Source organism: Streptomyces sp. NPDC012835 (assembly GCF_042900885.1).
Lineage (GTDB): Bacteria > Actinomycetota > Actinomycetes > Streptomycetales > Streptomycetaceae > Streptomyces.
The window spans coordinates 1-19,444 of sequence record NZ_JBIBBW010000009.1; the positions used below are offsets into that span (position 1 = coordinate 1).

The following is a 19,444-nucleotide window of genomic DNA, read 5'->3' on the forward strand; positions in this document are numbered from 1 at the left end:
CTGTTGAGTTCTCAAGGAACGGACGCTTCCTTTGTACTCACCCTCGCGGGCTTTCCTCCGGGCGCTTCCCTTCGGTGTTTCTTTGTTTTGTTTCCATCTTGCGTTTCCGACTCTATCAGACTCTTTCGTGCCCGATTCCCCGTCGGAGCGGGGTTCGCTTTCCAGTTCTTCGCTCTCGCGTTTCCCTTTCCGGCGGTTCCGACTCTATCAGACTCACTCGGCGTGTTCTGCCTCAAGAATTCTGATGGCCTTTGGATTGGCCTTTTGTCTTTCGACGGACCCGACTTTATCAGAAGCCATTCGAGCCGTTTGACCGGCTGTGAGGTTTGATAGTCGAATCGAAGGAGTTCGGCAGGAAATTCGATTTCCACCGAGACTCTCGTAGAGATTAACTTCCGCACTCGGGGCTTGTCCAACTCCGAGGCAACCGTTCAAATCTACCTCCCCACGCCACCCGTGTCAACGGTCCTTGTGGGGCGAAGAGGAGACTAACAGGTCCGGGATGCCGAGCGCACATCAGGCAGCCACCGGAAGCTCGGCGCTCCGGTCCGCCGCCTCCACGTCCCCCTTCTCACCGGCGCGGGCCGCTCTGCCGCCCAGGATGTAGACGTACGCCAGGAAGGCCACTTCGGCCGCGATGCCCAGGGCGATCCTCGCCCAGGTGGGCAGCCCGGACGGTGTCACGAAGCCTTCGATCACACCCGAGACGAACAGCACGAGGGCGAGCCCGATTGCCATCCCCATTGAGGCCCGGCCCTGTTGGGCCAGGGCGGTGCGGCGGCTGTACGGGCCGGGGTCGATCACCGTCCAGCCGAGCCGCAGGCCCGTGCCGGCCGCGACGAAGACCGCCGTCAGTTCGAGCAGACCGTGCGGAAGGATCAGGCCGAGGAAGGTGTCGAGGCGGCCGGCCGCAGACATCAGTCCGATGCCGACCGCGAGGTTCAGCATGTTGACGAAGAGGATCCAGATCACCGGAACGCAGAGGAAAGCGCCCAGGACCAGGCACATGGCCACGGCCTGGGCATTGTTCGTCCAGACCTGAGCCGCGAAGGACGCGGCCGGATGGCTCGAGTAGTACGTCTCGTACTCCCCGCCGGGGCGCGTCATCCTGCGCAGCTCGTCAGGGGCGGCGATCGCCGACTGGATCTCGGGGTGCGCGGCTATCCACCAGCCGATCACCACGGCCACCAGGGTGGAGAGAAGCGCCGTCGGTATCCACCACCGCCGCGAGCGGTACACAGCTGCGGGAAAGCCCTCCGTGAGGAAGCGCGCGGCGTCCCGCCAGCCCGCGCGGCGCGCGCCGGTGACGGTGGCGCGGGCGCGCGCGACGAGCTGGGTGAGGCGGGCGGTGAGCAAGGGGTCGGGGGCGCTGGACTGGATCAGGGACAGATGTGTCGCGGTGCGCTGGTAGAGGGCGACGAGTTCGTCCGCCTCGGGGCCGGTGAGGCGGCGGCCCCGGCGCAGCAACTGCTCCAGGCGGTCCCACTCGGCTTGGTGGGCTGTCACGAAGACATCGAGATCCATGGTCGGCTGCCGCTCCAGGCATCTGGGTGCGGACGGTCCGCACCGCCGCACTGCTGACTGCACTACCGCACTGACCGCACTACTGCGGCGCGCTGTCGGTCAGCTTGGCAGACTGAGGTGTTCATGGGCGGGGAAGGTCGGCGAAGGGTGGGCACCGGTGAATGAGCTTGTGACGGGCGACGCGGTCGTACTGGGACTCCGTCCGGCGAAGCTGCCGAGCCGGGCTCTGGCCCTGGTGATCGATCTGGTGGTCGTCTGGACGGTCTATCTGCTGGTGACGATAGGAATCGCGGTGGCGACGAGTTCACTGGACGACGCGGCGGTGGCGGCTCTGTCCATCGCGACGTTCCTGCTGGTGCTGGTGGGCGGGCCGATCGCGGTGGAGACGCTCAGCCATGGTCGCTCACTGGGGAAGATGGCCGTCGGGCTGCGGGTCGTGCGGGACGACGGCGGGCCCATACGGTTCCGGCACGCGCTCGTGCGCGGCGCCTTGGGTGTGGTCGAGCTGCTGATGACCTTCGGTGTCATCGCGTGCGTCGCGTCGCTGGTATCGGCGCGTGGCCGGCGGATCGGGGATGTCTTCGCCGGAACGCTGGTGGTACGGGAGCGGTTTCCGGCATCGCTGCCGGCCACGGTTCCGCCGCCCCCGCCGTGGCTCGTGGGGCGGTTCACGGAGCTGGACCTGTCCGCCGTGCCGGACGATCTGTGGCTCGCGGTGCGCCAGTACCTGACTCGGATGACCCAGCTCGACGCCTCGGTCGGCCGGTCGATGGCCGAGCGGCTCGCGAGCGACCTGGCGGCGCGTACGGGGGCGCCGGTGCCCCCGGGAGTGCCCGCGGACGCCTATCTGGCTGCCGTACTGAACGAGCGGCAGGCCAGGGACGCGCGGCGCGCCTTCGGCACCCCGCCGGAACCGGGCATCAAGGCTGCTCCGGCGGCTTTCGCCGTGCCGGGCCCCACTGCCCCCACCGCCGCTGCGGCTTCTCCCCCGACCGCGGCCGGCCCCGTCTCGGATGCCGGTGCGCCGCCGGCCACCGGGTTCGTTCCGCCGGCGTAAATGCCCGCCCGGGCCGGGGTGGTCAGGGCAGGGTCGACGGCGGGGATTCGAGGTCTTCGAGTTCGATGCCGGGGGCCGAGAGCACCACGTCCCCGGCGAGGTGGACCGTGTGCTGTTCCCCGGTGTCCAGGGCGTTGACCTGGTACTCGTCCACGGTCAGCGGGCCGTTGTCAGTGGCGTGCGCTTCACTGTTCACCAGCGCCCAGGACTGATCCACGGTCCGGGGGGCCAGAACGGGGTGCGTGAACGCCACCAGGCGTACGCGCGTCGCGGGGGAAGCGGGGGTGAGGCGCAGCAGTCGGGCGGTCGCGACGAGGAAGGCGGGGGAGGTGCCGGAGAAGGCATGGGCGCGCACATTGCCCTCTGTGGCATGAACGCCGGTGGGGTCGGTACGGACCCAGGTGACGCCGTCGAGGGCGGCGCCACGGATCTCCCAGCTCGCGGCGTGGAGTTGCAGGCGGATGGGGCGGCCGAGTTCGTCGAGGGCCAGATCGACGGAGCCCGCGTGGTCGCCGGAGGGAGTGGTGATCTGGGAGACATAGCGCCAGCCGGAGGGGCCCGGCGCGCAGTGGAAGTGTTCGTCGCCGAGGGGGGTGTGATCGTGCGGATCGTGAAGCGAATAGCGGCCGCGGGGCATGGGGGCTTTCGGGTCCTTCGGGTCGTCGGTTCTTCGGCGGCTGATCGCGGGCGCATCTGATCGCGGGCACGCCCGATCACTGCCGCGTCGCTCCGCCGTCGACGGAACAGGCCCCCGCCACGGGGGTGCGGGGGCCTGTTCTCCGGCGCGGTTACTGAGAGGCCGCGGCCTCTTGGATCAGTAGCGGTAGTGGTCGGGCTTGTACGGGCCCTCCACCGGGACGCCGATGTAGGCGGCCTGCTCCGGGCGGAGCGTCGTGAGCCTCACACCGAGCGCGTCGAGGTGGAGGCGGGCGACCTTCTCGTCCAGGTGCTTGGGGAGCACGTAGACGTCGGTCGGGTACTCCTCCTGCTTGGTGAACAGCTCGATCTGGGCCAGGGTCTGGTCCGCGAAGGAGTTGGACATCACGAAGGAGGGGTGGCCGGTCGCGTTGCCCAGGTTCAGCAGGCGGCCCTCGGACAGGACGATGAGGACCTTGCCGTCCGGGAACGTCCAGGTGTGGACCTGCGGCTTGACCTCGTCCTTGACGATGCCGTCGATCTTCGCCAGGCCGGCCATGTCGATCTCGTTGTCGAAGTGGCCGATGTTCCCGACGATCGCCTGGTGCTTCATCTTGGCCATGTCGGCGGCCGTGATGATGTCCTTGTTGCCCGTCGTGGTGACGAAGATGTCCGCGATGGAGACGACGTCGTCGAGGGTGGCGACCTGGTAGCCGTCCATCGCCGCCTGAAGTGCGCAGATCGGGTCGATCTCCGTGATGATCACGCGGGCGCCCTGGCCGCGCAGCGACTCGGCACAGCCCTTGCCGACATCGCCGTAACCGCAGACGACCGCGACCTTGCCGCCGATGAGGACGTCGGTGGCGCGGTTGATGCCGTCGATCAGGGAGTGGCGGCAGCCGTACTTGTTGTCGAACTTGGACTTGGTGACCGCGTCGTTGACGTTGATCGCCGGGAAGAGGAGGACGCCATCACGCTGCATCTCGTACAGACGGTGGACACCGGTCGTGGTCTCCTCCGTGACACCGCGGATCTCGGACGCGAGCTGCGTCCACTTCTGCGGGTTCTCGGAGAGGGTGCGGTTCAGCACGCGGAGGATGCAGGCGTACTCCTCGCTGTCCGCGGTGGCCGGGTCGGGAGCCTGGCCGGCCTTCTCGAACTCGACGCCCTTGTGCACCAGCAGGGTGGCGTCACCGCCGTCGTCCAGGATCATGTTCGGGCCGCCGGTGGGCGTGTTCGGCCAGGTCAGGGCCTGCTCCGTGCACCACCAGTACTCCTCCAGCGTCTCGCCCTTCCAGGCGAAGACCGGGACGCCCTTGGGGTCGTCCGGGGTGCCGTTCGGACCGACGGCGATGGCGGCAGCGGCGTGGTCCTGGGTGGAGAAGATGTTGCAGGACGCCCAGCGCACATCGGCGCCGAGGGCGACCAGCGTCTCGATGAGGACGGCGGTCTGCACGGTCATGTGCAGGGAGCCGGTCACCCGGGCACCGGCCAGCGGCTTCGCCGCGGCGTACTCCTTGCGGAGGGACATCAGACCGGGCATCTCGTGCTCGGCGAGGGTGATCTCCTTGCGGCCGAACTCGGCGAGCGAGAGGTCGGCGACCTTGTAGTCCTGTCGGTTGGCGACAGTCGTCATAACGTGCTGCTCCTCGTGAAGGGGGTCGAGGGTGGATGCGTACGGCCGGCTCTGCGGCGTCGGGCATACGAATGCCCGAGCGCTCGCGGCGCAGTCCGTCGGAGGCCCTCTCTCCCTCGGCCGGTCCGCACGCGGGCCGCCCGACCGCCATCAGCAGCGACGTCTGGCTCTGATCACGAATCTACACCGACCGGCCCGGCGACCCACAGCCGAACGCCCGCGGGATCAGTCCTTGGCGGGGTTCTTCCCGGCCGCGGCGGCCGACGCGCTGTAGATGTCCGGCTCCAGGTAGATCACCCGGGCGATCGGCACGGCCTCGCGGATACGGGCCTCCGCCGCGTTGATCGCCTCGGCGACCTCGGCGGCCGTGTCGTCGTGCTCCACCGCGATCTTGGCCGCGACCAGCAGCTCCTCCGGTCCGAGGTGGAGCGTACGCATGTGGATGATGCCGGTGACGACATCGCCGTCGACGACCGCCGCCTTGATCTTCCTCACGTCCTCCGCGCCCGCGGACTCGCCGAGGAGCAGCGATTTCGTCTCGGCGGCGAGCACCAGCGCGATCACGATGAGGAGAACACCGATGCAGAGCGTGCCGATGCCGTCCCAGATCCCGTTGCCCGTGGCCAGCGCGACGCCCACGCCACCGAGCGCGAGCACCAGACCGATCAACGCGCCGAAGTCCTCCAGCAGCACCACCGGCAGCTCGGGGGCCTTGGCCCGGCGGATGAACTCCTTCCAGGACTGCGTGCCGCGCGTGACGTTGGATTCCTTGATGGCCGTGCGGAACGAGACCGACTCCGCGATGATCGCGAAGACGAGCACCCCGACCGGCCAGTACCAGGACTCGATGGCGTGCGGTTCCTTGATCTTCTCGTAGCCCTCGTAGATGGCGAACATGCCGCCGACGGAGAACAGCACGATGGAGACGAGGAAGGCGTAGATGTAGCGCTCACGGCCGTAGCCGAAGGGGTGTTCCGGTGTGGCCTCGCGCTTGGCCTTCTTGCCGCCGAGAAGCAGCAGCCCCTGGTTGCCGGAGTCGGCGAGGGAGTGCACCCCCTCCGCGAGCATCGACGAAGAGCCACTGAAGGCGAACGCAACGAACTTGGCTACCGCGATCGCGAGGTTGGCGCCGAGCGCCGCCACGATCGCCTTGGTTCCGCCGGACGCGCTCATGAGTGCGTGGGTGTCCCTTCGTCTGTCTGCGGCCCTGGCGCCGCCGTACGGCGGGACATTGTTGCAGCAGCGGATGAAGGCGGTGTCTCAGACCACCACTGTGGCGCGGAAGACGGTTCCCGTACCGGACAGTTCGGTCTTCTCGCCCGCCGGCACGAACACCGAACCGCCCGGGGCCAGCCCGGTGCCGTTCGCGTGGGGCGCGCCCGCCGTGCAGAGCAGGATCTGCGGCGCGCCGACCGTCAGATCACGCGGGGCGCCGCCCGGCGCGAGGGTGTAGCGGGAGAGCCTGAACTCGTCGGTGGGCGTCTCGTACAGCTCCTCGCCCGAGGCGGACGCCTCCGGGCGCAGCACACCGGGCTCCGTCGCTTCGAAGCGTACGACGCGCAGCAGTTCCGGTACGTCGACGTGCTTCGGGGTGAGGCCGCAGCGCAGCACGTTGTCCGAGTTGGCCATGATCTCGACGCCCAGACCGTTGAGATAGGCGTGCGGGACACCCGCGCCGAGGAAGAGTGCCTCGCCGGGCTGGAGCCGCACGTAGTTGAGCAGCATGGCCGCGATGACGCCGGGGTCGCCCGGGTAGTGGCGCGCGATCGACGCGTACGGCGCGTAGTCGCCGCCGAGCCGTTCCGCCGCCGCGGCGGTCTCCGTGACCGTCGCAGCCATCTCGACCGGGTCGGCGGCCAGGACAGCCGTCAGCACCTCGCGCAGCGCGGCCTCTTCGGGGTGGGCGCGCAGCAGATCGACGTACGGCTTGAGCGAGTCGACGTCCAGCCGCGCCAGCAGACCGGCGGCCTCGTCCGGCGCGCGGAAACCGCACAGCCCGTCGAAGGGGGTGAGCGCGCAGATCAGTTCGGGCTTGTGGTTGGCGTCCTTGTAGTTGCGATGGGGCGCGTCGATGGGCACACCCCGGCTCTCCTCGTCCGCGTAACCCGCCTTCGCCTGGGCCAGGTCGGGGTGGACCTGGAGGGAGAGCGGGGAGCCGGCCGCGAGGATCTTGAGGAGGAACGGCAGCCGGGGCCCGAACTTCGCCACCGTGGCCGCGCCGAGTTCCGCCTCGGGGTCGGCGTCGATCAGGTCGGAGAGGGCGTGCTCGCCCCCGCTGCCGCCCCGGTCGAGGCGCGACGGGGCGCCCGGGTGGGCTCCCATCCACATCTCGGCCTGCGGCTCGCCCGTGGGGGTGTCGCCGAGAAGCTCCGGGATGGCTGTCGTGGAACCCCACGCGTAGGGGCGCACGGTGTTGGAGAGGCGGTCCATGGGTGAGCTTCCTTGTACGGGGTGACGCGGCGTGGACGCGGCGTGCGCGGGTACTGGTCCTGATTCTGCTTCTGCGGTGGCGGCGCAGGTCAGGCGGGGGTGCCGCCCGCGAGCGCCAGATAGACCGTGGCGAAGTCGGTGACCGCGATCAGCTCCGCGAGCGCTTCCAGCTCGCTGCCCTCCTCGGGCTCCAGTTCGCTGATCGCCGTGTCGTGCCCCAGCGCGAGTTCGCGAGCCGCGGGCGCGGCGGTCAGTCCGCCCGCCGGACGGTCCCTGAGCAGGACGATCCGGGCCCGCAGCGCCTGTCGCTCCTCCACCCGGTCGCGGAAGAAGTCGTCCTGGCCCGCCTCTCCCCCCGCCAAGTCGCCCGCGAGCAGGGCGCCGTGCGCCGGGATCGCCTCGGGAAGTTCGGCGGCCAGCGCGGGCCGACCGGTCGACTCGGCCAGTACGGCGGCGAACCGGCGTCCGGCCGGGGCCGCGGCCGCCCCCTCCGTCCAGATCAGCGGAAGGCTGTCGGCGAGTTCGGCGGCGAGCGTCTTGGCCGGGTTGCTGTACGTCCCGACCGCCGGCCCGCAACGCTCGGCGACCCTGTCCAGCCGGTCGGCGACCAGCTGGAGCGTCTCGACGGGCGCCGTGAGCAGACCGGCGCGGTCCAGGAGCACGAGCAGCGGTACGAGCAGCGCCCACAGCGAACCGGGCGCGGCGGCGCCCTCGTTCGCGTCGTCGTGTTCGTACTGCTCGTACGGAGCCATCGCCATGGGCACCAGCAGGCCGCGCGAGCCGCCCAACGACTCGCTCAGCGGCGACTCCCGCGGTGCCACGGCGACGACCGTGCAGCCACGGCGGTACGCCTGGTCGGCGAGGAGCGACAGACCGGGTTCGGTGCCCTCGGTCGTGACGATCAGCAGCAGATCAACGGAACCGGCCCAGCCGGGCAGCGCCCAGCGCAGCGCCCCGGCGGCCGGGGCGACACCGGTGGGGTGCAGCCGCGTGACCGGGGCGGCGGGCCCGGCCAGCGCGGCGATCAGATCGGCGGTGCCGGCCGCGGCGGCGCCGGAGCCCGCGATGAGCACGGCGCGGGGGCGGCCCTCGGGGCTGAGCCGGGTCACGCCCGCCTCGGCGGCGTTCCGCAGCGCCGTGCGCACCCGGGCCCCCGCCTCCGCGGCGCCGCGCAGCAGGCCCAGGCGGTCGGCGCGGGTCAGCTCGTCGGGGGCGTCGAGCAGCGACTCGTCGAGCATGGGGTTCAACCTCCGTTGGGCGGGGTCTGGCCGGGGGCGTTTACGCGGGGCGGCGGGCCTCGTCCACGAGCAGTACGGGGATGTCGTCCCGTACGGGGTAGGCCAGGCCGCAGTCCTCGCCCGTGCAGACCAGCTCGGGGGTGTCGGCCGCGGTCTGGTCGCTGAGCGGGGCGTGGCAGGCCGGGCAGGCCAGGATCTCCAGGAGACCGGCTTCGAGCGGCATGGGGGTGTCCCTTCGACATGTGGATCGGGCCACGTCAGCGTACCGCCGGTCGCCACGGGTCGGGCGCGGGTGTCTGGTGGTGGGGGTACGGGGTGGGGGGTGCGGTGGGTGGTGGTGCGGGGCCGCCGTGGTGGTGCGGGGGCCGGAGGCTCCGGAGGCGCATGTCCGGACGGCATGATTTACGGCGCGTGCGGGTCGTCGTGCTCCTGCGGGTGCGTCATGCGCCACAAATCACGCTTTATTGTCCGGACACGCACCTCCTGCGCCCCCGACCCCCTCCCGCCCGGCGGGCCCGCACCACCACCGCCTTGGGTGAGGGGTGGGTGGGTGTGTGCGGGCGTCACGTGGTGGGCGGTCGGCGGGACACCCGGACCCCATCCGCACCCCACCACCGGCCCCCGCCAACAACCCGCCGCACCCGCCGCACCCCGCCGCCGCCAGGCGGACCCTGCGGGAACCCCGGACCCCACCCGCACCCGACCACCGCCCCCCGCCGACAACCCGCAACGGCGGCCCCGCCGCCAACGGCGGCCCCGCCGCTACTCGCGGATCAGGGTCAGCGCCTCGTCCCTGATCCGCGCCATCGTCGCCTCGTCCCGCGCCTCCACGTTCAGTCGCAGCAGCGGTTCCGTGTTCGACGGGCGGAGGTTGAACCACCAGTCCGTGGACGCCACCGTCAGACCGTCGAGTTCGTCGAAGGTGACGTCGTCGCGCGTCGCGAACGCCTCGCGGACCGCGGCCGTGCGGGCAGCCTGGTCGGCGACGGTGGAGTTGATCTCGCCGGAGCCGACGTAGCGGTCGTAGGAGGAGACGAGTTCCGAGAGGGGGCCGGGCTGGGTGCCGAGCGCGGCCAGGACGTGCAGGGCGGCCAGCATGCCGGTGTCGGCGTTCCAGAACTCGCGGAAGTAGTAGTGGGCGGAGTGCTCGCCCCCGAAGACGGCTCCGGTGGTGGCCATTTCCTGCTTGATGAAGGAGTGGCCGACCCGGGTGCGTACGGGGGTGCCGCCGTGTTCCTCGACGACTTCGGGGACGGACCAGGAGGTGATGAGGTTGTGGATGACGGTGCCGCCGGGGTGCTTGGCGAGTTCGCGGGCCGCGACGAGCGCGGTGATCGCGGACGGGGAGACGCCCTCGCCGCGCTCGTCGACGACGAAGCAGCGGTCGGCGTCGCCGTCGAAGGCGAGGCCCAGGTCGGCGCCTTCGGCGAGGACGCGGGCCCGGAGGTCGACGATGTTCTTCGGGTCGAGGGGGTTGGCCTCGTGGTTGGGGAAGGTGCCGTCCAGTTCGAAGTACATCGGCACGATGTCGAGCGGGAGGCCGCCGAGGACGGTCGGGACGGTGTGGCCGCCCATGCCGTTGCCCGCGTCGACGACGACCTTGAGGGGGCGGATCGCGGAGAGGTCGACCAGGGACAGCAGACAGGCGGCGTAGTCGTTCAGCGTGTCGCGCTGTGTGAGGGTTCCGGGGCGGGTGACCGCGGGTGGGGCGCCCTCGGTCAGCCACTGGTCGACCAGGGCGCGGATCTCGGCCAGTCCGGTGTCCCGGCCCACCGGGGCGGCGCCGGCGCGGCACATCTTGATGCCGTTGTAGCGCGCGGGGTTGTGCGACGCCGTGAACATCGCGCCGGGGATGTTCATGCTTCCCGACGCGAAGTACAGCTGGTCGGTGGAGCAGAGCCCGATGATCGTGGCGTGGGTGCCGCGCGCGACGGCGCCCCGGGCGAAGGCCGATGCCAGTCCGGGCGACGAGGGCCGCATGTCGTGGCCGATGACGATCGCCTCGGCCTCGGTGACCTCGGCGAAGGCCGCGCCGAACAGTTCCGCGAGCCGGTCGTCCAGCTGGTCGGGGTACAGCCCGCGGATGTCGTACGCCTTCACGATCTGCGCCAAATCGGCCACGGCCAACCCTCCTGAGCTGCTTGCACTGCGGGGTCGTCAAACTACCCGCGGCGGGGGCGGTCGTCCCATTCGGCCCGGCGGGAGCGCGGCGTCCCTAGGGGAGCATCCAGCCCAGCACCGCCGTGCTCTGGCCCAGCACGATCAGGCACATCACCAGCAGCAGCGCCAGGCTCCACGGCAGCACCTTGCGCAGCAGGTCGCCCTCCCGGCCCGCCAGTCCCACCGCCGCGCAGGCGATGGTCAGGTTCTGCGGCGAGATCATCTTGCCGAGCACCCCGCCGGAGCTGTTGGCGGCGGCGAGCAGTTCCGGCGAGAGGCCGGACTCGCCCGCCGCCGTCACCTGGAGCGCGCCGAAGAGAGCGTTGGCGGAGGTGTCGGAGCCGGAGACCGCGACGCCGAACCAGCCGAGGATCGGTGAGAGGAAGGCGAGGCCCGCGCCCGCCGCCGCGACGAAGTGGCCGATGGTGGCGGCCTGTCCGGACAGGTTCATGACGTAGGCGAGGGCGAGTACGGAGGTGACGGTGAGGATCGCGTACCGCAGTTCGTGCACCGTCGCCGCCCACTCGCGTGCCGCGTCCGCCGCCCGTACCCGGAGCACGGCGGCCGTGAGCAGGCCGGCGAGCAGGACGAGGGTGCCGCCGGTGGCGACGAGCGGCAGGGAGAAGACGTTGGCGCCGACGCGGTCGCCGGCCGCGTCGGCGACGTCGAGGAAGGGCCAGTCGAAGACGCGCGTGGCCCGGGCGAGCGTCTCCTTGACCGGCGGGATCTGTGCGATCGAGAAGATCACCACGATCAGGGCGTACGGGGCGTAGGCGCGCAGCACTTGGCCGCGCGCGTCGTCCTGGTCCAGGTCGTCGCTGCGTACGCCGGTGAGCACGGAGGCGCGTACGGGCTCGGGTGCGGGCCTGCGGGCGGCGGGGAGGGCGACGAGCGCTGCGGCGCCCGCCAGCGCGGCGGCGATGTCGGCGAGTTGGGCGGAGAGGTGGTTGGAGGCGATGAACTGCGCGGCGGCGAAGGCGACTCCACAGGCCAGCGCGGGCCCCCAGGTCTCGCGTACGCCCCGCCCGCCGTCCACGAGCCAGACCAGGACGAGGGGTACGACGAGGGCGAGCAGCGGTGTCTGCCGGCCGACGACGGAGGCGACGGTGTCCAGGGGCACTCCGGTGACCTGGGCGAGCGTGACGACGGGTGTGCCCATGGCGCCGAAGGCCACCGGGGCGGTGTTGGCGACGAGCGCGACCACGGCGGCTTTGACCGGGTCGAAGCCGAGTGCCACCAGCATCACCGCGCTGATCGCGACGGGCGCCCCGAAGCCGGCGAGTGCCTCCAGGAGCGCGCCGAAGCAGAAGGCGATGACGAGGGCCTGGATGCGGGGGTCGTCGGAGAGGCGTCCGAAGGAGCGCCGCAGGATGTCGAAGTGCTGGGTGCGGACCGTCATCCGGTAGACCCAGAGGGCGTTGACGACGATCCACATGATGGGGAAGACCCCGAAGAGGGCGCCCTGCGCGCCGGCCGAGAGGGTCTGGCCGAGGGGCATGGCGAAGACGAGCCAGCCGACGAGTACGGCGACGGCGAGCCCGGTGATGCCGGCGAGGTGGGCTCTCATCCGTACGGCGCCGAGCAGGATCAGTACGGTCACCAGTGGTAACGCGGCGACGAGGGCGGAGAGCGCGAGCGAGTCGGCGACGGGTTCCAGTTGCTGTACGAACACGACGGTCCTCCGGATTCCGCGATACGGAAACTGATCTCTCACCGGTGGAAGAATGGTCGTGCGCACGACAAGGTCGGTCAATGGGTCGTGCGGGATCCGTGACCGATCACGAGAATCCGGGACCGGGTGCGCGGGGTTCGCCGGGTGTCAGAACGGCCCCGCCGTCGGGGCGGGGCCGGCCGTGGAGCGAACCGTCAGGACTCCGGTGAGCGCAGCACCCGCAGATGCCCCCGGCGCCCGACCTCCACCGGGTCTCCGCCGCGCGCGCCCTTGCCGCCGCCCGGCGACGGGCGCTCCTGCGGCCGGGCCGCCTCGCGGACGGCGTTGGCGAGTGCTTCGAGATCGTCCCCGCTCGGACGGGACGGGGCGGAGCCGTCCGTCAGGCGGACGACCTCCCAGCCGCGCGGAGCGGTCAGCCGCTCGCCGTGCTCCGCGCACAGGTCGTAGCAGTGGGGCTCGGCGTAGGTGGCGAGCGGGCCGAGGACCGCGGTCGAGTCGGCATAGACGTACGTCAGTGTCGCGACGGCGGGACGGCCGCACGCGGTGCGCGAACAGCGACGTACAGGGCTCACGATGTTGGACGGTACCGCACTCTTGAGCGGGCCGCGACGACTCGCCACCACGTCACCCGCCCGTGTCGCGGCACGGCCCCCCACCCGAGTTGGCCGGAATCAACTGCCCTGACCTGCGCGGAAAGCGGCGTGACAGAGCGGCGACGCCCCGTGACACGGTCGCCACTTGGGACAAAACCCATCATTGAAGGCGAGATCGGTGATCGCGGGGGCGTAGGGAAGCGAGCCCAAGCTTGGCCGGAATGCTCAATATGCGACATGCCGAGCGAGGGGGGCACCGGCCGCGATATCGAGATCCCGGAGGGGGCTACCCTGCGTCAGTGATGGACAGTCCCGTACCTCCCCGCCCGGCCGAGCAGGGACCGCGCCGCCGCGACCGGCACGGCCGCGGTATGCGCGGTCCCGTCGCGCCGCCCCAGGTGCCGCTCTCGGTCAGCCGCTCGGAGTCCTTCCGCGATCTCGTGCGGGACTCCGTGGACCGGCTGGAGCGGCGCTGGCCCCAGCTGTCCGATGTCGATTTCCTGGTCCTGGACGTGCCGGAGACGCTGGAGGACACCGTTCCCCTCGGCAGCTCGGTCCCGGCGGCCAAGGACCGCCCGGCGCGCATCATGGTCTACCGGCGGCCCGTGGAGATCCGTTCCAAGAACCGCGACGAGCGCGCGCTGCTGGTCCACGAGGTCGTGGTCGAGCAGGTCGCGGAGCTGCTCGGGCTGGCGCCCGAGTCCGTCGACCCCCGGTACGGGCAGGAGTGAGCCCACCGGCCGGAGAGGCCGGCGCGGGGCCCGGACCCGCGGGCCCCGCCGTACCGCTGCTTCCCGCTACCGCTGCTTCCCGTTGTCCAGGATCGACAGGTCCTCCCTGGCCTTCGGTACGGAGACGGTCCCCCGGTCGTCCGGCAGCGTCTGCACCGTGAACATCGGAATGCCGTCCTCCGGCAGCGCGAGCATCCGCGCCGCGTGGACCGGACCGCCCGACTCCGGTTCCACGGTGAGCGCGTACGACCCCTTCAGCCCGGTGGGCAGCGGGGGCTGGACGCCGAGGGTCGTCCCGGCCTTGACGCTGTACGTCTCCACCTTCGCCTCGCCGCCCCCGCTGCCCGCCGAGGCCGTGACCTTGACCTTCGCGGCCTCGCCCGGCGCGGTCAGATAGAGCGTCGAGCCCTTGGCGCGGTTGTCGGCCACGGTCGCCCGTGACGCGATCGGCCCGGTCGCCGGGATGAAGGCGATCTCCCGCTTGTCGCCCTTGCCCCGGACCACGCGCAGCGCCGCGACCACCGGCGCCGGGCGGCTGCCCTCGGCCGGGCTGACGATCAGCGAACCGGCCTCGTTCTTGGTGATGTCGGACAGGTCGAGCGCCGCCGTCATCCTGGACTTGACGTGCAGCGTCTCGTAACCGGCCGGGGTGATCGTGCCGTCGGCGCCCGCGAGCTGCACCTTCAGGTCCGCGTCGCCGTCGCCGGTGGCGAACGCCACCAGCCGCACATCGGTCGCGTCCGCCGGAATGCCCGGCATCACCTGGCGGTTCCCGGCGTCCGAAGCGGCAGCCAGCCAGTCGCTGCCGCCCGCGCTGTCCTCCGCGCGCACCGCCGCGCCGACCCGGCCCGTACGGGTGGTGACATGGACGGTCACATTGGGGGCGTCCTCGGTGGTCAGGGTGGAGAGCAGCACCGGGACGGTGGACCTGGCGGGGACCGGGATGCCCTCGCCGGCCTCCGACTTGATCACGCCGTCCTTCCCGTACAGCTCGATGTCCACGACGGCCACCGTGTCGTCGGGGTTGGTGAGGTGGACGTAGTCCTGGCGCGAGCGCTCGGTGCTCGCGCCGGGGAACCAGAAGTCGGTGTCCGGCGCGGTGCAGGTCATGCCGAGCAGGCCGCGCGCGTCGCCCACGCTCACCGCGGTGGTCTGCTGGGTGGTCCAGCCGGGGGCGAACCTGCCGGTCGCGACGCCGACCAGGGCCGGGACCTCGGCGCCGCTCGCCTCCACGGTGACGGGCGTGCCCGGCTCCTTCAGCGCGACGAACGGCTTCTCCTTCGCCGCGTCCTTCTTCGCGTCGTCCCGCTTCTTGTCGTCCTGCGCGGCGTCCCCGGCGTCCGCGTCGGCGGCGTCCGCCAGGGTGACGGTGGACTTCTTCAGCTCGGCCGATCCGCCCTCCTCCTCGCCCGCCTCGCGGTCCGCTCCGCCCTTGCCCGCGGGCGTGACGGAGGTGTACGTCGTCTCCGCCACCTCCGACAGGCTCGGCGCCGGGCAGAGCTGGGTGGTGCGCTCCACCGGCAGCCGCGCGGGTGTTCCGGCCGCCGCCGGGTCACCGGCTGCCGGAGCGGTCATGGAGGCGAATCCGGTGATGGCGGCGAGGGCGGTGGCGGCCGCGAGGAGGGAGAGGCTCGTACGGTTCACTGGTTGCTGCTCCCGTCGGGGCGCTGACGCGGTTCGTTCTCGGGGCCGTCGGCGTAGGGCTGCTGCTGGGCGTAGCCGTACGGGTCGTAGGGCGGCGCGTCGTACCCCTGCTGCCCGTCCTGCCGGTACGGGGCGTCGGCCTGGTACTGGTCCTGCGGGTACTCGCCCTGCGGGTACTCGCCCTGCGGGAAGTCGCCCTGCTGGTGATCGCCCTGCTGGTACGGGTCGGCGGCGTACTGCTGCTGGTAGGGCTGCTGGTACTGGTCCTCGCCGTACTGCCCGGCCTGCGGCGGGTACTCCGCGCCCGCGTACGAGCGGGAGTCCCACTCGTCGTACGCCGGCTGCTGGGGCACGGCCCCGTACGCCTCCTCCGGCGCGCCGGAGGCATCGGGCCCCGGCGGGACGGGGGGCTGTTGCCCGGTGTCGTACTCCGCCCGCGGAGCACCCGACGCGGAGTCGGCCGACGGGGTCCCGGCGCCCTCGGGGGCCGGTGCGGAGGCCGCCTCGGACTCCGCCGATTCGGCCGCCTGGGCCGCCTCGGCCGCTTCGGCCGCCGCGCGCAGCCTGCGCGCCCGGCGTCCCTCGCCCGAGCCCGGCTGCTCCGGGATGTCCAGCGCCTCCTCGGGCAGGTCGTCGTCGATCTCCCGGCGCCGCCCCGGCAGGGCGAGCACGAGCAGGACGACGGCGAGCGCGATCTGCGTCCAGATCCACACGGTGTGGGTGAAGGGCTCCTCGTACGTCAGGTCGAGGGTGCCGCCCTCGGCGGGCAGCTCGAAGCCCTGCGCCCAGCCGTCGACGGTCTTCTTCGTGAGGATCTTGCCGTCGAGCGTGGCCTGCCAGCCCTCGGCGGCGCGGTCCGCGATCCGCAGGGTCCGCCCGGAGGCGCCCGCCGGGATCTTGGTGTGCGCCTCGACCGGCTCGGACGCGACGGCCAGCGGCTCGCCCTCGCCCTTGCCGTCGACGATGGTGGCCCGCGAGATCTGCCGGTCCACGCGCCACAGCGCGCTGCCGTCCAGCTGGCTGAGCCGGGTCAGGCCCGGGGTGGCGTCCAGCACGCGGCCCGTCTGCCGGGGGGCTCCGTCCCGTACGAGGACGTACCGGATCGCGAATCCGCTGAGCTGGTCGGTCTGGTCGGCGCCGGAGCCCGCGACCAGATTGGCGACGATCTTGTCGAGCCGCGCGTCCCCGCCGCCCGAGGCGGTCAGCTCGGCGTCGCCGAGCCGCGCGCCGGAGCCGCGGACCAGGGAGTACGACACCTCGGCCGCCGAGGTGCCGCCGAGGACCAGGGTGCGCGGCTGGTCACGGGTGACGGACTCCTCGGCGACGAAGGCGGGCACCTGCACCGGGTCGCGGCGCTCCAGCGGTCCTGTCGCGCCGCCGAACATCCAGCCGAGTGCGACGATCAGCGGGCCGAGGCCGGCGGCGGCGGCGATGAGCACGGCCACGGGCTGGCGCCAGCCGAAGCTCTGCTCGGCCACCCGGATCCGGGCGCCGTCGGCGCCGAGCACGGCCGCCGCGATCAGCGCGAGTCCGTAGAGCAGGGTGGCGGGCCCGGCCCAGCCGGAGTTGTTGGACAGGACGGCGAAGACCAGCGCGGTCAGCGCGACGGTCCAGGCCGTACGGATCGCGAACTGCCGCTCGGCGCGCAGCAGCGCCGCCAGCGCGGCCAGCACGACGCCGAGCATCAGGACGCCGCCGGCCGCCTTCGGGCCGCCGGGGCTGATGCCGAGCAGGTCGAGCGCGGAGGCCGAGCCCGTGCCGAATTCGAGGCCCGCTTCGCGGAAGAGGGCGGCCGGGTCGGAGAGCAGCGACAGCGACCAGGGCGCGAGCATCAGGAGCGGTGTGCCGAGCGCGGCGAGCACGCGCGGCGCGTACGCCTTGAGGTCGGCCCGGCGCAGTGCGAGGACGCCCACGGCGAGCACCGCCGCCACCGGCCAGACGACCGGGGTGAAGGCCATCGCGAAGGTGAGCAGGAAGGCGTACGCCCAGGTGGCGCGCCAGCTGCCGCGGTTCTCGCCGCGCGCCCCTTCGCGCATGCCGTACGCGGAGACGGCGGCGCGGGCGATCAGCGGCAGCAGGACGGCGAGTACGGCCGTGCCGAGCCGCCCGGTGGCCAGGGCGCCCGTGGCGGCGGGCAGGAAGGCGTAGGCGACGCTCGCCCAGGCGCGCAGCAGCCGGGACGGCACCAGGGGCCGTGAGGCGAAGTAGGCGGTGACCCCGGCCAGCGGTACGGAGCACACCAGCAGCAGGGTCAGCGCGAAGCCGGTGGAGCCGAGGAACAGCGCGGACAGGGCCGCGAGCACGCCGAGGTAGGGCGGCGCGGTGTCGGTGAGCCCCGTGCCGACGGGGTGCCAGCTGTCGGCGTACCGGGACCACAGGTCGGAGACGTCGGCGGGTGCCGGGAGCAGCGCCCCGCCCGCGAGCGCGCCGCCGCCGAACAGGCCCCGGCAGGCCACGACCGAGACGAGCAGCAGGAGTGCGAAGAGAACCGGGCCCGGCTTGTGGACGAGCTTCTTCAGCCGGGCGAACTGCTCGACCTCCATGAAGTCGGCGTCGTCGCCTCCGGGGCCCGACTCGACGGCGCCGTGGCGCGAGCCGCCGGTGTCGGAGTCCGCGTCGCCGCCGAGGTTGGCGGCGACCTGTTCGACCGTGACGCGGATCGTGGCGCCGGCGGGCGGGAAGAGGGGGCGCAGTTCGGCCGCCTCCACGACGCCCTTGCCGCGCTGCTTGCGGCCGCTGACGATCCGTCCGGGCCGCAGCAGGGTGCCGAAGAGGCCCATGACCTCGTCGACGGCCTGCCCGGGCGCCTTGCCGACGAGGTAGGCGAGGGTGCGCAGCAGAGTGCCGATGACCAGGCGGAACAGGACGTACGGCAGGACGGTGGCCCGCGCGTTGACGAGCATCGTGTAGGCGGCGCCGGCTTTGTCGACGCGGTGCGGGTTGACGACGGAGCGGCCCGCGCAGTCGACGGTGCGGCGCTCGCGGGCGGATGCCTCGGCGTGCCGCAGGACGGCGTCGGGGGCGACGAGGACGCGGTGGCCGGCGGCGTGTACGCGCCAGCACAGGTCGACGTCGTCGCGCATGAGGGGCAGCGCCCGGTCGAAGCCGCCGAGTTCGTCCCAGACGTCCCGGCGGATGAGCATGCCGGCGCTGGAGACGGACAGCACGGTGCGGACCTGGTCGTGCTGGCCCTGGTCCTGTTCGCGCCGGTCGAGTCCGGTCCAGCGGCGTCCGCTGTTGGCGATGGAGACGCCGACTTCGAGGAGCTGCTTGCGGTCGTACCAGCCGCGGAGTTTGGGGCCGACGACGGCGGCGTACTCGTCGGAGTCGGCGACGCGCAGCAGTTCGGCCAGCGCGTCGGGGGCGGGCGCGCAGTCGTCGTGGAGCAGCCAGAGCCACTGCACCGGTTCGCCGTGCGGGAGTTCGGGCAGGTTGTAGTTCTCGTCCTGCCAGGTCTTGGTGACCGGGTCCCAGCCGCCCGGCCGTCTCAGATACGGCAGTTCGTCGGGGGTGAGCACCCCGGCGAGGCGGGCGGCCTCGTCGACCGCCGTGCCGAAGCCGGACCTGCGGGCGAGGTGCAGCACATGGTCGTCGCCGAGCGCCTCGGTGAGCAGTTGGGCGGATTCGTCGGCACTGCCGGTGTCGGCTGCCATGACGTTCTGTACGGGGCGTTCCTGGCCCAGCAGCCCGGCGAGGGCGTCGGGCAGCCAGCGCGCGCCGTCATGGGAGACGAGCACCGCGGTCACGACGTGCCGCGGGAACTCGGGGGCGGTGGCGGGAACGAACGCGGCTGTGGTGGGGGACATTGAGGTGGCGGGCCCTCCGGCCGGGGGGTCGCCCCGAAGGGGCGTAGGAGCGTCTCGGACGGGGCCCCACACTAACGGTAGGAACGGACACCGGGCGCCCGGTCGCCCGATGACGCCGACGGGGGTACGGGACGGGCGTGGCCGGAAGCAACAACGGTCCGCCGCCTGCGGGAAAGCGCGGGCTGCGGACCGTGTTCTACCTAACAGCGGGGCCGGTGGGCCGAGAGGCCGCCGGCCGGTGGGCCGGAGTGGGCCGGCGCCGGGTCGGTTCGACGCGCGGGCCGGAACGCGGGTGGTGGGCGAGCGGACCGGGAACG

General features: G+C 72.1%; 14 protein-coding genes. 2 read left to right on the plus strand and 12 right to left on the minus strand.

Translation table 11 applies throughout. The features are described 5' to 3' along the window. Positions 1–516: 516 nt before the first annotated feature. The gene (locus ACFY6S_RS28795) at positions 517–1,524 is read right to left on the minus strand and encodes a stage II sporulation protein M (RefSeq protein WP_388830621.1); all 1,008 of its coding nucleotides are present in this window, start codon (positions 1,522–1,524) and stop codon (positions 517–519) included. 157 nt (positions 1,525–1,681) lie between these two features. Between ACFY6S_RS28795 and ACFY6S_RS28800 the strand changes: the two genes are divergently transcribed. Continuing rightward, the gene (locus ACFY6S_RS28800; protein WP_388830624.1) at positions 1,682–2,581 is read left to right on the plus strand and encodes an RDD family protein; all 900 of its coding nucleotides are present in this window, start codon (positions 1,682–1,684) and stop codon (positions 2,579–2,581) included. Positions 2,582–2,603: 22 nt separating this feature from the next. Here the strand turns inward: ACFY6S_RS28800 and ACFY6S_RS28805 are convergent, their stop codons facing one another. The 9 genes from ACFY6S_RS28805 to ACFY6S_RS28845 all read right to left on the minus strand — a co-directional run bounded on the left by ACFY6S_RS28805 (position 2,604) and on the right by ACFY6S_RS28845 (position 12,973). After that, positions 2,604–3,218, minus strand: a complete 615-nt coding sequence (locus ACFY6S_RS28805) for a hypothetical protein (RefSeq protein ID WP_388830627.1) — start codon at positions 3,216–3,218, stop codon at positions 2,604–2,606. Positions 3,219–3,395: 177 nt separating this feature from the next. Further along, positions 3,396–4,853, minus strand: a complete 1,458-nt coding sequence (gene ahcY, locus ACFY6S_RS28810) for an adenosylhomocysteinase (protein ID WP_388830630.1) — start codon at positions 4,851–4,853, stop codon at positions 3,396–3,398. Between the two features lie 225 nt (positions 4,854–5,078). Next, positions 5,079–6,026, minus strand: coding sequence for a cation diffusion facilitator family transporter (locus ACFY6S_RS28815; protein WP_388830633.1), 948 nt, complete (start codon positions 6,024–6,026; stop codon positions 5,079–5,081). A gap of 87 nt (positions 6,027–6,113) precedes the next feature. Then, entirely contained in the window at positions 6,114–7,283 is a 1,170-nt protein-coding gene (manA, locus tag ACFY6S_RS28820) for a mannose-6-phosphate isomerase, class I (protein WP_388830636.1), read from the minus strand. Between the two features lie 89 nt (positions 7,284–7,372). Then, positions 7,373–8,521 (minus strand): SIS domain-containing protein, encoded by a 1,149-nt coding sequence (locus ACFY6S_RS28825; RefSeq protein ID WP_388830639.1) that lies wholly within the window; start codon positions 8,519–8,521, stop codon positions 7,373–7,375. 40 nt (positions 8,522–8,561) lie between these two features. Then, on the minus strand, positions 8,562–8,744 hold the full coding sequence (locus tag ACFY6S_RS28830; protein WP_329067640.1) for a Trm112 family protein: 183 nt from the start codon (positions 8,742–8,744) through the stop codon (positions 8,562–8,564). A gap of 539 nt (positions 8,745–9,283) precedes the next feature. Continuing rightward, on the minus strand, positions 9,284–10,648 hold the full coding sequence (locus ACFY6S_RS28835) for a phosphomannomutase/phosphoglucomutase (RefSeq protein WP_388827802.1): 1,365 nt from the start codon (positions 10,646–10,648) through the stop codon (positions 9,284–9,286). A gap of 88 nt (positions 10,649–10,736) precedes the next feature. Further along, a complete protein-coding gene (locus ACFY6S_RS28840) occupies positions 10,737–12,353 on the minus strand; it encodes an L-lactate permease (RefSeq protein ID WP_388827805.1) in 1,617 nt (538 codons plus the stop codon). Positions 12,354–12,547: 194 nt separating this feature from the next. Then, a complete protein-coding gene (locus tag ACFY6S_RS28845; protein WP_388827808.1) occupies positions 12,548–12,973 on the minus strand; it encodes a DUF3499 domain-containing protein in 426 nt (141 codons plus the stop codon). Between the two features lie 275 nt (positions 12,974–13,248). On the opposite strand from ACFY6S_RS28845, the gene ACFY6S_RS28850 reads away from it, so the two are divergent. Then, positions 13,249–13,677 (plus strand): metallopeptidase family protein, encoded by a 429-nt coding sequence (locus tag ACFY6S_RS28850; RefSeq protein ID WP_388828549.1) that lies wholly within the window; start codon positions 13,249–13,251, stop codon positions 13,675–13,677. A 66-nt stretch (positions 13,678–13,743) separates the two neighbouring features. Here ACFY6S_RS28850 and ACFY6S_RS28855 read toward each other — a convergent pair whose 3' ends face one another. Together ACFY6S_RS28855 and ACFY6S_RS28860 are read right to left on the minus strand one after the other, a co-directional pair. Further along, positions 13,744–15,321, minus strand: coding sequence for a DUF5719 family protein (locus ACFY6S_RS28855; protein WP_388827811.1), 1,578 nt, complete (start codon positions 15,319–15,321; stop codon positions 13,744–13,746). Continuing rightward, positions 15,318–19,127: a glycosyltransferase gene (locus ACFY6S_RS28860; RefSeq protein ID WP_388827814.1), complete on the minus strand. Its 3,810-nt coding sequence runs from the start codon at positions 19,125–19,127 to the stop codon at positions 15,318–15,320. Before ACFY6S_RS28860 ends, ACFY6S_RS28855 begins: the two co-directional genes overlap by 4 nt. Positions 19,128–19,444: the final 317 nt, after the last annotated feature.